We start from the raw sequence: 17,713 nt of genomic DNA, 5'->3' as shown, positions 1-17,713 counted from the left end.
GCCCTTCCGTGGCCGGCTTCGGCGTCGCGGGCGGCGTCAAGGCCGCGACTTCCGCCGGCGGCGTTGGATGAAGATACGGGTCGAGCGCGCCCGATACATAGGCGGTTCCCGCGGCCGCGACGGTCCCACCCGCCGCGAACAGGAACGCCTTCAATGGATTGATTGCCATATTTCCCTACCCCTTGCCACCTAACGCCGGTCTAGCGTGTTTTGCCATGACCGACAAGAAAAAGCCCGGCCTTCTCAGCCCTTGGGGCTTGACCGCGCTTTCAGACCCAATCACCAATCATCGGCATGAACACGATTCGATCCGTCTGCGTCTATTGCGGCTCGTCTCCGGGCCGCGATGAAATCTATGCCAAGGCCGGTCACCTGCTTGGACGCTCAATTGCCAAGGCGGGACTGCGGCTGGTCTATGGCGGCGGCACCAAAGGCATCATGGGCGCCGTCGCCGAAGGCGCACTCAAGGCCGGCGGCAAGGTGACGGGCATCATTCCGCGCTTCCTCATCAACAAGGAAGCAACCGAAACCGCGCTTGACCGGCTCGACGAGTTGTTGATCACCGACAACATGCACGAGCGCAAACATAAGATGTTCGAGAAATCCGACGCCTTTGTGGCGCTGCCTGGCGGCATCGGCACAGTCGAGGAGATCGTCGAGATCATGACCTGGGCGCAACTTGGCCATCACCGCAAGCCGATCGTCTTCGGCAATGTGAACGGATTCTGGGATCCGATGACGGCGTTGCTTGACCACATGGCGGCGGAAGGCTTCATTCATACCGCGCAGCGTGTGAAGCCGCTGGTCGTCAACGATCCCGAGGCTATCGTCGCCGCCATCATGGTGGCCGGGTCCTCGGTCGATGCACCGACGGAAGGCGTCCAGTCGGTGATCGACAAGATGTAGAGTCACGGGAGTAGCGCAGTAGGTTTGCAGTCTCCGGAGTGTACACTTTCCCCTACTCCCCTACTCCCCTACTCCCCTACTCCCCTACTCCCCTACTCCGGGCAGCCTCCCGCAGATCAGTGATCACCACGCGCCGGTCCTGCCGCCGCCAGGCGAGGTGGATGGAAACCATGCGCCCGAACCATGGCATGTCGCGGAACAGTATCGAGGGCGGCGCGGCGGTGCGCAGGCTTGCCTGCACGGTGGCGAGACCAAGGCCGGCGCTCACAAGCCCAAGTGAGGTCAGCGGGTCCGCCGTCTCGTAAGCGATGTCGGGCGTAAAGCCAGCCTCTGCGCAAGCGGCCAGGAACTGGCCACGATTGGTGTCGTCGGGCTGGCGCACCACGGTGATCCAGACGCGGCCGTCGAGATGATGCGGCTGGATATCAGCCACATCGGCGAGCGGATCGTCTTCGGGAATGGCCAGCACCAGCGGCTCGTGGCGCAGCGGCGTGCTGGCGATGTCAGGATCCTCGGCCGCAGCGGGGGCATACACCAAACCAAGATCCAGCGACCGCTGCCGAAGCCCCTCCATCTGCGCCGCCGAGCGCATGCTTCTCAACTGCAGATGAAAATCCGGCCGGTCGCGGCGGAACTGGCGCAGCATGCCGGCGACAAGCCCGGCATGGACCGCGCCCTCGACATAGCCAATGGCAAGACGCCCGATGGAACCGCTGGCCAGTTTGCGGCCAAGTTCCTCCAGTCGGCGCGCATTCGACAGCAAGGCACGGGCTTCGGTCAGGAAGGTGCGGCCCTCGGCATTGAGATGAACGCGCTGCTTTGCCCGCTCGAACAGGGGGACACCAAGCTGTTGCTCCAGCTGCATGATCTGCCGGCTGAGCGGCGATTGCGAGATATGCAGCAGTTCGGCGGCTCGACCGACATTGCCGGTTTCGGCGACGGTGACGAAATATCTGATCTGGCGCAGGTCGAACATTTTTAACTCCTCGACAGCAAGTCCTCAGGTCTCAACTTTAGCCTAATCAGTCTTGGACAGTCTGACCAGCCGGCGCGATATCTCCTGTCATCAACCGCTAACACAGGAGACCCGAAATGCAGTTCCTTGCCCTTCTCACCCGCAACACGGAAAAGTTCGCCGACGCCGACTTCGCACCCCTTCTGCCTGGCGAGGCCGAGCAGCGCCGCACCCTCTATGCCGAAGGCGCGGTGCGCCAGATCTGGAATCGCGGTGACATTCCCGGCAGCGGCATGATGTTCGAAGCCGGCAGCGATGCCGATGTGCGCGGCCATCTCGCCACCTTGCCGCTGGTCAAGGCCGGCATGATGGACATTGCCGCGATCGTGCCGCTCAATCCGTATCCGGGGTTTGGGCCGAAACGCTGAGGCTGACGGCCGCGACAACCGAGGCCGTCAGCCGGGGGCACGAGGCGACAAAGCGCCTTGCATGTCGTCAAGCCACGCGGCACGCTGGTGCTGCCGCTTGCCGAGGTCAGACGAGCCTTCGCGCTGGCGGCGATAAATCGCAATCGATGAAGGTGCAAAATTGCATTCGACTGACTATCTCGGCCGCCTGTTCGGCCTCGAGGGCAAGCATGCCTTCATCACCGGCGCCAGCCGCGGCCTGGGCCTGGCCTTCGCGGAAGCGCTTGCGAGCGCGGGCGCTCGCGTCACGATCGGCGGCCGCAAGGCCGACGATTTGAAAACGGCCGCAGACAGGCTGCGCGCCGCGGGCCATTCGATCGCCGAAGCGGTGATCGACGTGACCGACACCCAGTCGGTCGACCAGGCGATCGCAGCGGCGGAGACCGGCACCGCACCGATCGACATCCTGGTCAACAATGCCGGCATCCAGCGACGGGCGCCGCTGGAGACCTTTAGCGACGCCGACTGGGACGCGCTGATGGCCACCAACCTGGACGGCGTGTTCAAGGTGAGCCGAGCCGTCGTAAAAGGCATGATCGCCCGCCAAAGGGGGGCGATCATCAATGTCTCCTCGGTGCAGAGCGTGCTCGCGCGCCCCTCGATCGCGCCTTACGCGGCGAGCAAAGGCGCCATCACCATGCTGACCAAGTCGATGGCCGGCGAATGGGGCCAGCACGGTGTGCGCGTCAACGCCATCGCGCCGGGCTATTTCATGACCGAGCTCAACTCCGCGCTGGTCGCTGACGAGACATTCTCCGCCTGGCTGACCGGCCGCACACCGATGCGGCGCTGGGGCGAAGTGAGGGAACTCGCGGGGGCCGCCGTATTCCTGGCGTCCGACGCCGCCAGTTTCGTGAGCGGACAGACGCTGCTGGTGGATGGCGGGATCACCAGCGTCCTGTAGGCGGCACGCCGTCACGAAACAGTCACACTAAATCGGGCATGCCATGCTAGAAATCGCGCTTGGCCGCCCCCGCGACCCCGACCGCATCAGAGACCGGCGAAGCCGCCATGAACATCGCCCTCCCCTCCGAAGGCTCTGACCTGTCGCCTTATCTGCCCGATGAACACGGGCAGTTCTTCATCTATCACTTTACCACCGAGGGTGTGCGTACCCGGGATGCCGCCGCCGCGCACTGGACATGGCGCAGCTACCAGCTTTCCGACATGCGCGCCCGTCACGAGATCGGCGCCGATCAGGCGTTGCCGGCGCCGGTGCGCGAAGCCTTCCTGAGCGCCAGCCATGGCTGCCACATCGATCTCGAGGATGACTGGCTCTATGGCGATCTGCCGGACCTGCGCCACGACTATTCGGCAGAAGCCGGCGGGCTTGGTCATTTCCGCTTTGCTCTCAACGATACGATGCTGGTCGGAGCCCGCAAACAACCGCTGCAATCGGTCGACAACATCCGCAAGGCGATCGAGAACGGATCGCGCAAATTCCGCTCTCCGGCCGAGCTGATCGAGGCTGTCGTCGGCCAGTCGTTCGACGGAATGGCCGCCGAACTCGCGACACTCAGCGACAGTCTCGACGGCATCGAGGACCGTATCGTCTGCGACGCATGGCACAATGAGCGGCAAGCGCTGGTCGATGCACGCCGGCACCTGGTGGTCATCCATCGGCAGATGGCGACGCTGACCAATCTGTTTCGCCATCTCGATCATTCGCACCGCGACGACCTGCCGGATTCGATCAACGACATGGCGGCGCGGCTGTCGCACCGCGCCCAGACGTTGCACTATGATGGCGAGCAGCTGCAGGCGCGCACGCGGCTGCTGCAGGACGAGCTGATGGCCAAGCTGACGACGCAGTCGAACCGGCTGCTCTATGTGCTGTCGGTGATGACGGCGGTGCTGTTGCCGATGACCATCATCTCGGGCCTGTTCGGCATGAATGTCGGCGGCTTGCCGCTGGTCAACACTCCATTGGGCTTTTGGGTGGTCACGGCCGTATCGCTGCTGATCGCGGGCGTGACCTATCTTTTCGTCAGGCGGCTCGGACAGATGTAGCCCGACGCGCCGTCGCCAGCATGGACCAGGAATAGATCGCCAACGCCGCCCAGATCAGCGCAAAGGCGATGGCCTGCGTGGTGCCGAACGGCTCGTCGAAGATCAGCACGGCGATCAGAAACACCATGGTTGGCGCTATGTACTGCATGAGGCCGATGGTCGACAGGCGCAGCAGCTTGGCGCCGAAGGCGAACAGCAGCAGCGGCACGGCGGTCACCGGCCCGCAGCCGATGAGCAGCGCGGTGTCGGTGCCATTGCCGGCGACGAAATGATCCTGTCCGGTGGCGATCAGGAAGATGATGTAGCCCAGCGCCGGCACCGACAGCAAAAGCACTTCGAGCAGGAAACCCTGGCTGGGACCGATCGGCAGGGTCTTGCGGAAGAAGCCGTAGGCGGCGAAGGAAAACGCCAATGCCAGCGACACCCACGGCAGCTTGCCGCCCTCGATCGTCAGCACGCCGACGGCAACCGCAGCAAGCGCCACCGCCGCGATCTGCAGCCGATTGAGGCGCTCACCGAGCAGCAACGCGCCGACGACGACGCTGACCAGCGGGTTGATATAATAACCCAGCGCGGTCTCGACGGTGCGATCGACGGCGATCGCCCAGACATAGATGCCCCAGTTGACCGAGATCAGCGCCGCCGTCAGCGCCGCCATGGCGATGGTGCGAGGGGAGCGGATCGCCGCCTTGAAGTCCGCCGTGCGGCCGGCCCAGATCAGGACCGCCGCGGCAATCGGCACCGACCAGACGATGCGATGTGCAATCACCTCGGCAAGCGGCAGATGCGCCACCGCCTTCATGTAGAAGGGCAGCAATCCCCACAAGAGATAGGCACCCAGCGCCAGCAAGAAGCCGCGGCGGGCCTTTGAATCTGCATCGGGGGTAATTGCTTCTGCGGCCATGGCCCGACGCTATGGCCCAGTAACCTTGGCAAGACCATCGCAAAGTTCTGATGGATCAATGGACTTTCGCTGATGGTTCAAACTTACTCCGCCGCCACCAGCCCCGCCATTTCGCGGTTCTTCATCAGCTTATAGATGATCGAATCCATCAGCGCCTGAAACGAGGCGTCGATGATGTTTTCGGAAACGCCGACCGTCCACCAGCGGGCACCGGTGCCGTCATGCGATTCGATGAGCACGCGAGTGATGGCCTCGGTGCCGCCATTGAGGATACGCACCTTGAAGTCGGCGAGTTCGAGATCGGCGATCTCGTTCTGGTATCTGCCGAGATCCTTGCGCAGCGCGATGTCGAGCGCGTTGACGGGGCCATGGCCCTCGGCCACCGACATCTTCTCCTCGCCTTCGACCAGCACCTTGACCACCGCTTCCGACACCGTCTTCAACTGGCCATTGGCATCGAAGCGGCGCTCGATCATGCAGCGGAACGAGGTGACGTGGAAAAACTCGGGCAGGCCATGCAGCATCTTGCGTGCCAGGAGCTCGAAGGAGGCGTCGGCGCCCTCATAGGCATAGCCCGACGCTTCACGCTCCTTGACCACGGATATCAGGGCATCGAGCCGGTGATCGTCCTTCGGCACATCGATGCCGCGCCGCTTCAACTCGGCGAGGAAATTGGCCTTACCGCCCTGGTCGGAGACCATGACACGGCGTCGGTTACCGACCGATTCCGGCGGCACGTGCTCATAGGTCGCCGGCTCCTTGGCCAGTGCGGAAGCATGGATGCCGGCCTTGGTGGCGAAGGCGGACGAGCCGACATAGGGTGCCTGCGCTTCCGGGGCGCGGTTCAGCAATTCGTCGAAGGCGCGGGACAGCCTGGAGATGCCGGTCAGCGCTTCAGCTGAAATTCCAGTCTCGAAGCGGTCGGCGAAAGCCGGCTTCAGCGCCAGTGTCGGCACGATCGAGATCAGATTGGCATTGCCGCAACGTTCGCCGATGCCGTTCAGCGTACCCTGGACCTGGCGCACGCCAGCCTCGACGGCGGCAAGGGAATTGGCCACCGCCTGGCCGGTGTCGTCATGGGCGTGGATGCCGAGATGCTCGCCCGGAATGCCCGCGGCGATGACCTTCTCAACGATTAGCCGCACTTCCGAGGGCTGCGTGCCGCCATTCGTGTCGCAAAGCACCACCCAGCGGGCGCCCGCATCATAGGCTGTCTTGGCGCAGGCCAGCGCATAGTCCGGGTTGGCCTTGAAGCCGTCGAAGAAATGCTCGCAGTCGACCATCGCTTCCTTGGCCGAAGCGCCCGCCGCCTCGACCGAGGCCTTGATGGACTCCAGATTCTCGTCGTTGGTGCAGCCGAGCGCCACGCGGACATGATAGTCCCAGCTCTTGGCGACGAAGCAGATGGCGTCCGACTTCGATTGAACGAGCGCCGCCAGCCCCGGATCGTTGGAGGCCGATACCCCTACGCGCTTGGTCATGCCGAAGGCGACGAACTTTGCGCGTGCGGTGCGCTTTTCCCGGAAGAAGGCCGTGTCGGTCGGATTGGCGCCGGGATAACCCCCTTCGACATAGTCGAAACCGAACTCGTCGAGCAGTTTGGCAATCGCGATCTTGTCCTCGACCGAAAAGTCGATGCCCGGCGTCTGCTGGCCATCGCGGAGCGTGGTGTCGAAGAGATAGAGACGCTCGCGGGACATGGTCATTTGCCTGCAAACTTGTCCGTCGCGCGGATCAGTCGGTCGAGGATGCCCGGCTCCGAATAGGCATGGCCGGCGCCTTCGATCAGATGAAAGTCGGCCTTGGGCCACGCCTTGTGCAGCGCCCAGGCGTAGCGCGCCGGGCACGGCATGTCGTAGCGGCCGTGGACGATGGTGCCGGGGATGTCCTTGAGCTTCCCGGCATCGCGCAGCAACTGCCCTTCCTCCAGCCAGCCGGCATGGACGAAATAGTGGTTCTCGATGCGGGCGAAGGCGACGGCGTAGTCATCCTGGCCAAACGGACCGCTGGTTTCAGGCTCCGGCAGCAGGGTGATCGTCTCGCCTTCCCACAGGCTCCAGGCGCGGGCGGCCTCGACCTGCGCCTTGCGGTCGGACCCGACCAGCCGCTTGCGGTAGGCACCCATCATGTCGCTGCGCTCGGCCTCCGGGATCGGCGCCAGGAAGCGCTCCCATTTGTCGGGGAACATCTCTGAGACGCCGAACTGATAGTACCATTCGAGCTCCGCGCGGGTCAGCGTATAGATGCCGCGCACCACCAGTTCGCTGAGGCGATCAGGGTGTGTCTCGGCATAGGCGAGCGCCAGCGTCGAGCCCCAGGAGCCGCCAAACACCAGCCATTTATCGAAGCCGGCCATTTCGCGCAGGCGTTCGATGTCGGCAACGAGATGCCAGGTCGTGTTGGCCTCCAGCGAGGCGTTCGGCGTCGACTTTCCACAGCCGCGCTGGTCGAACAGGATGACATCGTAAAGCTTGGGGTCGAACAGCCGCCGGTGTTTTGGCGAGATGGTGCCGCCCGGGCCGCCATGCAGGAACACCGCCGGCTTGGCGCCCTTGGTGCCGGACCGTTCCCAATAGACCCTATGGCCATCACCGACGTCGAGCATCCCCGACTCGAACGGTTCGATTTCCGGATAGAGGGTGCGCAAGCTCATAGTTTCAGGCCCTGTTGCGGCCAATTGGCCGTTTCGTGATCGGGATGTTGGAAGGAGATGATCTGCTCCTGCCGCGCGTAATAGTCGGGATCATCGTGGACAGGCTGATCGAAGATCGTCTCCACCCAAGGCAGCCGTGCCGCGTAGTTGACTTGGATCCGCGGCGCCAGATCCGAGCGGTCGTCGAACGCGCCGATGGCGATCTCGAGCCCGCCGGGCTGGCGATAGGTCAGCGGCGTGCCGCAACGGGCGCAGAATCCGCGATCGATGTTGACCGAAGACTGGAAATAGCTTGGTTCTTCATGGGTCCATTCGACGCCGTCCTTGGGCACCGTCACCAAGGCGCCGAAGAAGGAGCCGAACTGTTTCTGGCACATGCGGCAATGGCAGATGGACGCGCGTCCCAGCGCCCCCTTGATGCGGAAGCGCACGGCGCCGCATTGGCAGCCGCCGGTTCGGACGGTCTCGGTCATGGTCTTTCCTCCGGCGGCCATTAGTCGGTGTCGTGGTCGGGATGCTGATAGGAGACGAGTTCGGCGAGATAGGGGGCCGAGCCAATATCCGCCATCGTGTCCTCGCCCGGCAATCGCGGAATGGAATCCACATAGGGCAGTTTTGCTTCCGTGCCCCATTGGATGGTCGGCGCGATACCAGCCGGATCGTCGAAGGCGGCGATCGCCAGCGCCATGCCGTCGGGCGCCTCGAAGGTCAGCGGCGTGCCGCAGTCGGCGCAGAAGCCGCGCCAGGCGGCATTGGAGGAACGGAAACGCTTGGGCTCGCCGCGCGTCCAGTCGACCTTTGCGCCCCGCACCGAGACCAGCGGCAGGTAGAAATTGCCGCTCGCCTTCTGACACATGCGGCAGTGGCAGACCGAAGCGTCGCCAAGCGCGCCTTCGACGCGGAAGCGCACCGCCCCGCATTGGCAGCCGCCGGTGTAGACCGGCCGGTTGTCGAGGCTCATCGGCTTTCACTCCGGATCATGACAGACCGCCTCGACATTGTTGCCGTCGGGATCGAAGACGAAGGCGCCGTAGTAGTTGGGGTGATAGTGCGGACGCAGGCCCGGCCCGCCATTGTCCTTGCCGCCGGCTGCAAGGGCGGCGGCATGGAAGGCGTTGACCTCGGCGCGGCTGCGCGCTGTGAAGGCGACGTGCTGGTGATCCCGGGGCTTTTCCCTGGCCGAACTCAGCCAGAACACCGGCCGGTCGCGGCCATAACCGCCAACCTTGGTGCCGCCGGTATATTCCTGCGGCACCATGTAAAGCAGCGAGGCGCCCAAAGGCGCCATCGCCTTGTCGTAGAAGGCCTTGGAAGCATCGAAATCGGAAACGGCGATGCCAAGATGATCGATCATGGAACGAGCTCCTCCGTTGCTGGTTGGCTTGCCGGCATCACAGCATCGGCCAAACCGGCCACGATCACGATGTGCTGGCAGACATTGTCGATATCGCGGATGACGTCGTCATTCCAGAAGCGCAGGATGGTCCAGCTCAGCGCTTCAAGCTTCGCGGTACGCGCCGCATCCATCTCCGAGGTTTTGGCCGTTGCATGTTGGGAGCCGTCAATCTCGACGATCAGTTTTCTGGTCGGGCAAGCAAAGTCGACGATGTAGCCAGCGATCGGCATCTGGCGCCTGAAAGCCAGCCCCATAAGGCGATGTGCACGTATCTCATTCCAAAGTTTGAGTTCGGCATCGGTCATTGCCTTGCGCATCTTGCGCGCATTGCCACGATTAAGGGGAGATACGAGATGATGGGTCATCGCGAGGCGCCCCCCTCTGTCCTGCCGGACATCTCCCCCTCAAGGGGGGAGATTGGACGTCGCTTCGGCTTTCGCCAATCGCCGATGTTGAAGATTCGGCGCCATCGATGAAGCTGCCGATCTCCCCCCTGGAGGGGGAGATGCCCGGCAGGGCAGAGGGGGGCGCCTCGCGATGACCTTTCCATTCCCGCCTCCGCCCTCACCGCTTGATCTCCCACGTCGTCACGCGCTCGCCGGTGACCGGGTCCTTGCCGTCCTTCAACTGTACACCTTGCGCCAGAAGTTCATCGCGCACGCGGTCGGCCTCTGTCCAATTTTTCGCAGCGATAAGCGTCAGGCGCTCGGCAATCCCTTTGGCGACCACGGTTTCGTCCACCTTGGTCGCGCCAATATCGAAGCCAAGGAAGGTGAGAGCGGTCTTCAATGCGACGGCGGCGGCGTTGTCGCCGCTACCGTCAAAGTCGGTCGCCTCGCCGGCAAGCTGGGTGAGTTGCTGGAAGGCCGCGTAGGTCGCAAGATCATCCGACAGCGCCTCCACGACCTCAACCGGCAACTGACTTCCCGCGGCCGGCGCAAGATCCGCCGCGCGTTTCCATTTGCGCAGCGTGTTTTCCGCCTCCTCCAGCTTGCGCACGGAAAAGTCGATCGGTTCGCGGTAATGCGTCATCAGCATCGCCAGCCGCAGCACATCGCCGGGCCATTTGCGACCACCAAAAGTGTCGGTCTCCAGCAACTCGTGGATCGAGTAGAAATTGCCAAGGCTCTTCGACATCTTCTGGCCCTCGACCTGCAGGAAGCCATTGTGCATCCACACATTGGCCATGACCGACGTGCCGTGGGCGCAGCGCGACTGGGCGATCTCGTTCTCATGGTGCGGGAAGATCAGATCGAGGCCGCCGCCATGGATATCGAAGACCTCGCCGAGATAGGCGGCCGACATGGCCGAGCACTCGATATGCCAACCGGGCCGGCCCCTGCCCCATGGACTTTGCCAACCGGGCTCCTCCGGCGACGACAGTTTCCACAGCACGAAATCGCCGGGGTTCTTCTTATGCGCGTCGACGGCGATGCGGGCGCCGGCCTGCTGCTCGTCGAGATTGCGTTTCGACAATTGCCCGTAGTCCGGCATCGACGCCGTATCGAACAGCACTTCGCCCGCCGCGACATAGGCATGGCCGCGCCCGATCAGGCTTTGAATCAAGGTGATCATGTCAGCCTTGCCGTCGGCGCGGGGCTCGACGAATTCGGTGGCGCGCGGCTCGACCGTCGGCTCCAGGCAGCCAAGCGTCGCGACATCCCTGTGGAACTGATCGGCCGTTTTTTCGGTAACCCGCCGGATCGCTTCGTTGAGCGAAAGCGCCCCTGAAGCGATCTCGCCGCCGAAGTCCCGCAAGGCGCGCGCGTTGATCTTGTCGTCGACGTCGGTGATGTTGCGCACATAGGTGACGTGCGTCTCACCATGGAGATGGCGCAGCAGACGAAACAGCACGTCGAAGACGATCACTGGCCTGGCGTTGCCGATATGGGCGAAGTCGTAGACGGTCGGGCCGCAGACATACATGCGTACATTTCGCGGATCGATCGGCACGAAGTCCTCTTTCGTGCGCGTCAGCGTGTTGTAGAGGCGCAGGCCCTGCGATGCGTCAGACATTCCATGCCTTCCCGGTTTCAGAACTTCTTGTCTGGATGGAGCCAGCCCAGCGCCGAGGCGCAAATCTGGCTCCAGCCTGCTGGCCGGGGCGTTTGTCCAATCTGGGGAAAGATGAGGCGAAAACGTCCGGACCAGCGCGAGGCTAGCCAATAATGCAAATGCCACAAATGGCGAAAGACGTTTTCATGGGCGGCTTTATCGCCTTGGCCGGTGTTGCCGTCAAGTCGCTGATCCCGGGAAAAACGTCGCAAAGACTGGCAAACGCATCGCCCGATCACACGGAATCAGCCAATGAAACATTTTATTAAACATGTCGGCACAGTCATGAAACATTCGCCGGCTAGATCACCAAGCGTCACGATTTGGTCGGATTCGGCGACCAAATCGCATACACGAAAACGTTATCTGGGAAGAGAAACATGCCTCGAAGCAAGCAGGAAGCCAACCGCGCCAAGCAACCGGCGCTGGCCAGCCACTATCGTGCGATCGGCCCGGCGGCTATCGTCGCCGCCCTTCTTCACACCGCCAAGAAGAACAAGCCGGCGCAGAAGATCGTATCGCCCCGCGCCGCCTGAAGCGGCACTCCAGCCGACGCAATCGCCGGCACCGAGGAGCGCGAACAAGCGCCCTGATTTAAGGCCCCGACGGGCTTCGCTAGAACAGCGTCATTTGACTGTCGTCCGCGCCGGGTTTCTGGCGCCTGGCTTTCTCGGGCTCAGGTCCGATCTCGCCCCTCTCTTGTATCTCCGGTCCGGTGTTGGCGACTTTGTTGACGAGGTCGGAGACGGGAATCGCCTCGAAGAAATCGGGCAGCGCCGGCCGCAGCAAATCAGCGACATCGCGCGGTTCGCGCGTACGGCAATCCAGCCAGCGGGCAAAGTCGGGGATATCGATCACCACCGGCATCCGGTCATGGATATGGGCGATGTCGGCATTGGCGTTCACAGTCAGGATGGCGCCGGTGTCCATCTCCGAGCCGCCCGGCTCGGCATAGGTTTCGATCAGACCGGCAAAGGCGACCAGCCCGCCATGCCGCGGCCGGATCCAATAGGGTTGCCCCTTCTTGCCTCCGGTCTGCCGCCACTCGTAAAAGCCGGATGCCGGCACCAGCGCGCGCCGATGGCGCATGGCGGCCTTGAATGAGGCCTTTTCGATTGCGCCTTCCGAACGCGCGTTGAACAGCAGCGGAAATTCCCTGGTGTCCTTGACCCAGGCGGGAAGGAGGCCCCAGCGCACCAGCATCGGCTGCCGGTCCGGCAGGTTGGAGCCCGGAGCCCGCGGCGCGCCGGCGGTCGCCATCAGGACCGGCTGTGTCGGCGCGATGTTGTAGCGGGCCGGGAAATCCTCCAGCTCGGCAAGGCCCAGGAAGGCGGCGGTCTGGTCCGGCGTGGCGGTCAAGGCAAAACGTCCGCACATGATGGAGCCTTTCGAATGGTTCGGCTTCGAAAGTGGCTATGGAACCGGTGTTGCGCAACCGGTAATGCTTCCCCTTACTGGGCGGTCCACAACAGACCGGTCCTCGAATGAGCCTGATCATGAACGAAGCACGCAAGACACTTCCCGCCGTCTCGGTCGCCGTCGTGCGCGGCGACAGCGTACTCCTCGTGAAACGGGCACGGCCGCCTTCGCAAGGGTTCTACGCCTTTCCCGGCGGCAAGGTCGAAGGCGACGAGACACCGGAGGACGCGGCACGGCGTGAACTGATGGAAGAGACCGGCTTGCGCGCCACCGGTTTGCGCCCGCTTCGGGAAATCCACATCGACGGCAGGGACGACAGCCACCCGGTCGATTATCTCCTCACGGTGTTCGGCGCCGCCTATGCCGGTGGCGAGGCCGTGGCCAGCGACGACGCCGAGACAGCTGCCTTCTACACACTTAAAGAAATGGCCCTGTTACCGCTTGCCGGCTCGGTGTTGGCGGTCGCCGAGGAACTCCTCGGTCACATTCAAACACGCTGACGCAGCACTGAAAAATCGCCTTGCAGGCGACAAATTGTTTCGTCACAACGCTTATGTTGTCTCGCCAGCCACGGTTTAGGCCATTCGGCGGACCGTAGCGGCTTTGGGCTTATGAACCGTCCGTCAATACTCCTCGCCATTTGCCTTGCCGTCAGCGCGGCCGTCCCGGTACGGCCCGCGTTCAGTGCCGAGTCGCCGTTCGAGCCGGGGCTGATGCGATTGGCGGAGGTTCTGGGGTCGCTGCATTTCCTGCGCAATCTGTGCGGGGAGAAAGGCGACCAGTGGCGGGGCGAGATGGAAAAACTGCTCGATTCGGAAAATCCCGATCCAGAACGCCGCGCCCGCTTCATCGCCAGCTTCAACCGCGGCTATCGCTCCTTCGGCGGCACCTACACCCAGTGCACTGCTTCGGCCGCTGAAGCCATCAGCCGTTATATGAAGGAAGGTGAGACGCTGTCGCGCGACATCGCCTCGCGTTATGGCAATTGAGCATCCATCAACAGATATCAGGCGCGTCGGCAAGGATCGTCGGCATATCCTACTTGTGCCTGTCCATGTCTTGGTGCAATTCTGATGTTGCACTTCTGCAACAGCGTTAATCAAACGTTACCACGCGAATGCGGAATTAACTCAAACTGAAGGTTTTCGCCCCGCAGGCCGGCCTAATCGGCTAAGTTTGATCCGGGTTGAAACGCAGCTTCGCCAAATACAATTGGCCCCTGTAAAACGCGACCAAAAAAATGTCGTATTTACAGATACTTACTTGGCGCTGCCTATGAATGGAACAGATCAAGCCTGATCCACACTGATGGGTTGCCGCTTGAAAGGGTGGACATCGCTTATGGAACATGCTGCCAACGACATCGACGCGCTGGTCAGGGAAGAGAAGCGCCTGACGGCGGTTGAGAGCCACAGCGAAGCCTGGGCGGAAGGCCTTTCGGCTGGCATCGAGCCCGAGATCATTGCCGAGGCGGCGCTCGAAACGGCATTCGGCGAAATGCTGCGCGCCAACGGCGAAACCTCGGCCCTTGCCCTGCTGGACCGTATGCGTGAAAAGGTGATTGCTGGCGCCTTCGAACCCGAGCGGCTGCGGCACTGAACCAACATCAGGTTCTTTGACGAGTAGATGCCGACCGGGCACCATGCCCGGGAGCAGGGAGATAGGGGCAGTGAATTTTCCGATGTCAGGCAGGCCGATGGGCCTTGTCCTCTACATCCGTCTCGCTGCTTGCTGTGGCGCGATTGCCTTGGTGACGTGCCTGGCCAGCAGCCCTGCCTATGCGCTGAGCGAGATCAAAAGCGAAGAACTCCCCTCGCCGGTCACACCCCCGACGGGCGACGGCGCGTCGTCGCCCGGGGGCGCGATTCCCGTGCCTGGCCCGCTGGGAACGCCGCCTTCGGCCAGCCAACCGGCCGCTCCCGACGCTGCGGAGCCGGACATTCCGTCGGATGGCGGCAGCAACAGGCCGCGTGTCGATCCCCAGGCGCCCTTGCCCGAGGTCGTCTATGACCTCGGCAAGCTGCCCGAGTCCGTGCGACGCATGCATGACCTCATCATCGAAGCTTGCAAGAGCGGCGACATCGAGAAGCTCAGGCCTTTAATCGGCAAGGGCGACAGCATGACCCAGCTGTCGCTGGCCGACATCGATGGCGATGCCATCGCCTTCCTCAAAGGGCTGTCCGGCGACCCTGACGGCCAGGAGATCCTGGCCATTCTCGAGGAGGTGCTTGGCGCCGGCTACGTCCATGTCGATGCGGGCACGCCACAGGAACTCTATGTCTGGCCGTATTTCTTCGCGCTGCCGCTCGACAGGCTCGACGCCAGGCAGCGGGTCGAGCTGTTCAAGATCGTCACCGCCGGCGATTTCGACGACATGAAGCAGTTCGGCGCCTACATCTTCTACCGCGTCGGCATCACGCCCGCCGGGCGATGGACCTTCTTCGTCGCGGGCGATTGAAGGTGCCTGCCTGCTGGCGGCAGGATGCGAGCAGCATTGTAGACAATGTTGCCATTAATGCGAGACAAAACCAGGAAGAGATTTAGCCGGCGGTCAGAAGGATGCCGTGACCGAATTCGCTGGCAAGATTCTGGATAAGCTGTTTTTCGCGCGCCGTAAGCCGAGTTTGATCGACAAAGCGCCAATTGCGCTCGTACAACGCAAATGCTTCGTTGGCCGGGATCAGTCGTGCGACATCGCCGTTCCACAAGAGCGCTTGCAGCTCTGCAAACTCGGCGGGTCAATCATAGGCGCGAATTGTGCCTTCATAGTGCTCTGAACATAGTGCAGAGCGCTTAAAAATCAAAGACGTGACGCGTCGGCGACCTGACGCGTCGGCGATGGCCGTCTAGCCGGGCAATGCCTCGGAAAACTCCACCGCCCTGCCCCGGCCGGGCGTAATGATTTCGCCCTCCCACATGACACGCTGACCGCGAATGACCGTGCCGACCGGCCAACCGGTCACCTCCTTGCCGTGATAAGGTGTCCAGCCGGCTTTCGAGCCGGCTTGCGCGTTGGTGATGGCCTCGCGCCGCTTCATGTCGACAATGGTGAAGTCGGCGTCATAGCCGGCGGCGATACGGCCTTTTCGGGCCATGCCGAAGATGCGCTGTGGGCCATGGCTGGAGAGATCGACGAAGCGCTGCAGGGTCAGCCGGCCGGCGTTGACGTGGTCGAGCATGATCGGCACCAGCGTCTGCACGCCGGTCATGCCCGAGGGCGAAGCCGGATAGGGCTTTGCCTTCTCCGCCAATGTGTGTGGCGCGTGGTCGGAGCCGAGCACGTCCACAATGCCCTGCGCGATACCATGCCAGACGCCGTCGCGATGGCGCTTGTCCCGCACCGGCGGGTTCATCTGGATCAGCGTGCCGAGCCGCGCATAATCGTCGGCGCTCAGCGTCAGATGGTGCGGCGTGGCCTCACAGGTCGCGACATCCTTGTGCTGTTCGAGGAACAGGATTTCCTCGACGGTCGAAATGTGCAGGACATGGATGCGGGCCCGGACGTCGCGCGCGATGCGCACCAGCCGTTCGGTGCAGCGCAAGGCGGCGATCTCGTCCCGCCAAACGGGATGCGATGACGGGTCGCCCTCAATGCGCTCGCCCAGGCGCTCCCGCAGCCGGAACTCGTCCTCCGAATGAAAAGCGGCGCGGCGGCGGGTATTCCTCAGGATCGAGGCGACGCTTTCGTCGTCCTCGACCAGCAGGTCACCGGTGGACGACCCCATGAAGACCTTTATTCCCGCAGATCCCGGCAAACGCTCGAGGTCGCCGACATCCCTGGCGTTATCGCGGGTACCGCCAACCCAGAAAGCAAAATCGCAATGCATGCGGCCGCTGCCGCGCCGGACCTTGTCGGCAAGCGTTGCGTCGCTGGTGGTCAACGGGTTGGTGTTGGGCATCTCGAAGACGGCGGTGACACCGCCGAGCACAGCAGCCCGCGATCCCGTTTCCAGGTCTTCCTTGTGCTCCAGTCCCGGCTCGCGGAAATGCACCTGGCTGTCGACGACACCGGGCAGGACGTGCAGGCCCCGGCAGTCGATCGTCTCGCCGGCCGAGGCCTGGCGCAGATCGCCGATCGCGGCGATGCGACCGCCCTTCACGCCAATGTCGCGCAACCCCTCGCCGTCATGATTGACCACTGTGCCGCCTGTCAGGATGAGGTCATAGGTCATGGTGATGCTCTCTTGCGGGGGGAATGTCAGCGGCTTACGTAATGGCCAACCGTTTTGCAAGATCAGGCTTTTATCCGCTCCATGCCCTTTGCCCTGCTGAAAGACCGCGCGCTTATCTCCGTCTCCGGCCCGGATGCCGAACATTTTCTGCAAAACATCCTGACCACCGATCTCGATGCGCTTGGCAATGGTGAGGCAAAGCCTGGCGCGCTGCTGACGCCGCAAGGCAAGATACTGTTCGACTTCCTGATCTCACGGGCAGGAGAAAACGCCTTCCGCATCGAATGCCGTGCCGACGTTTCAGATGATTTCATTCGCCGGCTGATGCTCTACAGGCTTCGCGCCAAGGTCGAGATTGCCAAGTCGGAACAAACGCTTGTCACTGTCGCGTGGGGAAAAGAGTCAATCGCCTCAGAAAGTGATTCAACCGCGGTTGCCGACAGGCGCTTTGGCGACGAAGGCGTCACCCGCTTCCATGCCGGCACAGCGGAGGCCGGCGACATCGCCGCGTGGCAGGCCTTCCGCATCGCCCGCGGCATTGCCGAGAGCGGGTCCGACTATGCACTCGGCGACGCGTTCCCGCATGACGTGCTGCTCGACGAGATGGGCGGTGTCGGCTTCAAGAAGGGCTGCTATGTCGGCCAGGAGGTCGTGTCGCGCATGCAGCATCGGGGCACGGCCCGGCGGCGCGTGCTGATCGTCCAGGCTGGACTTCCTCTGCCCGCCGCGGGTGCCGAGCTCACCGTCGGCGGGCGTCCGGTCGGCACGCTCGGCTC

Annotated in this window: 22 protein-coding genes and 1 pseudogene; 11 read left to right on the top strand and 12 right to left on the bottom strand. The window is 63.1% G+C overall.

From position 1 onward, the window contains the following. Nucleotides 1-294: 294 nt before the first annotated feature. Entirely contained in the window at nucleotides 295-906 is a 612-nt protein-coding gene (locus O7A61_RS25160; RefSeq protein WP_337108062.1) for a TIGR00730 family Rossman fold protein, read from the top strand. Nucleotides 907-982: 76 nt separating this feature from the next. Here O7A61_RS25160 and O7A61_RS25155 read toward each other — a convergent pair whose 3' ends face one another. Further along, nucleotides 983-1,882, bottom strand: coding sequence for a LysR substrate-binding domain-containing protein (locus O7A61_RS25155; protein WP_337132123.1), 900 nt, complete (start codon nucleotides 1,880-1,882; stop codon nucleotides 983-985). 116 nt (nucleotides 1,883-1,998) lie between these two features. On the opposite strand from O7A61_RS25155, the gene O7A61_RS25150 reads away from it, so the two are divergent. The 3 genes from O7A61_RS25150 (at nucleotide 1,999) to O7A61_RS25140 (ending at nucleotide 4,338) form a co-directional block, all read left to right on the top strand. Continuing rightward, entirely contained in the window at nucleotides 1,999-2,289 is a 291-nt protein-coding gene (locus tag O7A61_RS25150) for a muconolactone Delta-isomerase family protein (protein WP_027144154.1), read from the top strand. Between the two features lie 160 nt (nucleotides 2,290-2,449). After that, nucleotides 2,450-3,232, top strand: a complete 783-nt coding sequence (locus tag O7A61_RS25145; RefSeq protein ID WP_027144155.1) for a glucose 1-dehydrogenase — start codon at nucleotides 2,450-2,452, stop codon at nucleotides 3,230-3,232. A gap of 107 nt (nucleotides 3,233-3,339) precedes the next feature. Next, nucleotides 3,340-4,338 (top strand): transporter, encoded by a 999-nt coding sequence (locus tag O7A61_RS25140; protein ID WP_337132122.1) that lies wholly within the window; start codon nucleotides 3,340-3,342, stop codon nucleotides 4,336-4,338. Here the strand turns inward: O7A61_RS25140 and rarD are convergent. From rarD to cysS, 8 genes are all read right to left on the bottom strand, one after another. Next, nucleotides 4,316-5,242 (bottom strand): EamA family transporter RarD, encoded by a 927-nt coding sequence (gene rarD, locus O7A61_RS25135; RefSeq protein WP_337132121.1) that lies wholly within the window; start codon nucleotides 5,240-5,242, stop codon nucleotides 4,316-4,318. The genes O7A61_RS25140 and rarD overlap by 23 nt on opposite strands. A gap of 83 nt (nucleotides 5,243-5,325) precedes the next feature. Continuing rightward, complete coding sequence (gene cimA / locus O7A61_RS25130; protein WP_337107713.1) at nucleotides 5,326-6,948, bottom strand: citramalate synthase; 1,623 nt, start codon at nucleotides 6,946-6,948, stop codon at nucleotides 5,326-5,328. Further along, complete coding sequence (gene pip / locus O7A61_RS25125; RefSeq protein WP_337132120.1) at nucleotides 6,945-7,895, bottom strand: prolyl aminopeptidase; 951 nt, start codon at nucleotides 7,893-7,895, stop codon at nucleotides 6,945-6,947. Before pip ends, cimA begins: the two co-directional genes overlap by 4 nt. Next, nucleotides 7,892-8,368: a GFA family protein gene (locus tag O7A61_RS25120; protein ID WP_027144160.1), complete on the bottom strand. Its 477-nt coding sequence runs from the start codon at nucleotides 8,366-8,368 to the stop codon at nucleotides 7,892-7,894. The genes pip and O7A61_RS25120 overlap by 4 nt, the downstream gene beginning before the upstream one ends. 20 nt (nucleotides 8,369-8,388) lie before the next feature. Then, complete coding sequence (locus O7A61_RS25115; RefSeq protein WP_337132119.1) at nucleotides 8,389-8,856, bottom strand: GFA family protein; 468 nt, start codon at nucleotides 8,854-8,856, stop codon at nucleotides 8,389-8,391. A 6-nt stretch (nucleotides 8,857-8,862) separates the two neighbouring features. Beyond that, entirely contained in the window at nucleotides 8,863-9,249 is a 387-nt protein-coding gene (locus tag O7A61_RS25110) for a VOC family protein (protein WP_337132118.1), read from the bottom strand. Further along, complete coding sequence (locus O7A61_RS25105) at nucleotides 9,246-9,656, bottom strand: endonuclease domain-containing protein (protein ID WP_337107716.1); 411 nt, start codon at nucleotides 9,654-9,656, stop codon at nucleotides 9,246-9,248. Before O7A61_RS25105 ends, O7A61_RS25110 begins: the two co-directional genes overlap by 4 nt. Before the next feature lie 199 nt (nucleotides 9,657-9,855). After that, entirely contained in the window at nucleotides 9,856-11,307 is a 1,452-nt protein-coding gene (gene cysS / locus O7A61_RS25100) for a cysteine--tRNA ligase (protein ID WP_337132117.1), read from the bottom strand. A gap of 167 nt (nucleotides 11,308-11,474) precedes the next feature. Between cysS and O7A61_RS25095 the strand changes: the two genes are divergently transcribed. Both O7A61_RS25095 and O7A61_RS25090 read left to right on the top strand, forming a co-directional pair. Beyond that, nucleotides 11,475-11,615 (top strand): hypothetical protein, encoded by a 141-nt coding sequence (locus tag O7A61_RS25095; RefSeq protein WP_181167474.1) that lies wholly within the window; start codon nucleotides 11,475-11,477, stop codon nucleotides 11,613-11,615. Between the two features lie 111 nt (nucleotides 11,616-11,726). Next, a complete protein-coding gene (locus tag O7A61_RS25090) occupies nucleotides 11,727-11,882 on the top strand; it encodes a hypothetical protein (protein WP_140710940.1) in 156 nt (51 codons plus the stop codon). 79 nt (nucleotides 11,883-11,961) lie between these two features. Here the strand turns inward: O7A61_RS25090 and O7A61_RS25085 are convergent, their stop codons facing one another. Next, nucleotides 11,962-12,723: an SOS response-associated peptidase gene (locus O7A61_RS25085; protein WP_337132116.1), complete on the bottom strand. Its 762-nt coding sequence runs from the start codon at nucleotides 12,721-12,723 to the stop codon at nucleotides 11,962-11,964. Nucleotides 12,724-12,842: 119 nt separating this feature from the next. Between O7A61_RS25085 and O7A61_RS25080 the strand changes: the two genes are divergently transcribed. From O7A61_RS25080 to O7A61_RS25065, 4 genes are all read left to right on the top strand, one after another. Continuing rightward, entirely contained in the window at nucleotides 12,843-13,265 is a 423-nt protein-coding gene (locus O7A61_RS25080) for an NUDIX hydrolase (protein ID WP_337132115.1), read from the top strand. A 111-nt stretch (nucleotides 13,266-13,376) separates the two neighbouring features. Then, on the top strand, nucleotides 13,377-13,754 hold the full coding sequence (locus tag O7A61_RS25075) for a TIGR02301 family protein (RefSeq protein WP_027144167.1): 378 nt from the start codon (nucleotides 13,377-13,379) through the stop codon (nucleotides 13,752-13,754). 352 nt (nucleotides 13,755-14,106) lie between these two features. Further along, the gene (locus tag O7A61_RS25070) at nucleotides 14,107-14,364 is read left to right on the top strand and encodes a hypothetical protein (RefSeq protein WP_015318556.1); all 258 of its coding nucleotides are present in this window, start codon (nucleotides 14,107-14,109) and stop codon (nucleotides 14,362-14,364) included. Nucleotides 14,365-14,434: 70 nt separating this feature from the next. After that, nucleotides 14,435-15,223, top strand: coding sequence for a hypothetical protein (locus tag O7A61_RS25065; RefSeq protein WP_337132114.1), 789 nt, complete (start codon nucleotides 14,435-14,437; stop codon nucleotides 15,221-15,223). 82 nt (nucleotides 15,224-15,305) lie between these two features. Here O7A61_RS25065 and O7A61_RS25060 read toward each other — a convergent pair. Together O7A61_RS25060 and O7A61_RS25055 are read right to left on the bottom strand one after the other, a co-directional pair. Then, nucleotides 15,306-15,532: pseudogene (locus O7A61_RS25060) on the bottom strand (hypothetical protein). Between the two features lie 79 nt (nucleotides 15,533-15,611). After that, a complete protein-coding gene (locus O7A61_RS25055; protein WP_337132113.1) occupies nucleotides 15,612-16,937 on the bottom strand; it encodes a dihydroorotase in 1,326 nt (441 codons plus the stop codon). Nucleotides 16,938-17,018: 81 nt separating this feature from the next. Here O7A61_RS25055 and ygfZ point away from each other — a divergent pair. Continuing rightward, the coding region (gene ygfZ / locus O7A61_RS25050) for a CAF17-like 4Fe-4S cluster assembly/insertion protein YgfZ (protein WP_337132112.1) at nucleotides 17,019-17,713 on the top strand (695 nt) is incomplete at its 3' end.

It is taken from the genome of Mesorhizobium sp. Cs1321R2N1, assembly GCF_037179725.1.
Lineage (GTDB): Bacteria > Pseudomonadota > Alphaproteobacteria > Rhizobiales > Rhizobiaceae > Mesorhizobium > Mesorhizobium salmacidum.
This window is presented reverse-complemented; position numbering and strand designations above follow the sequence as displayed.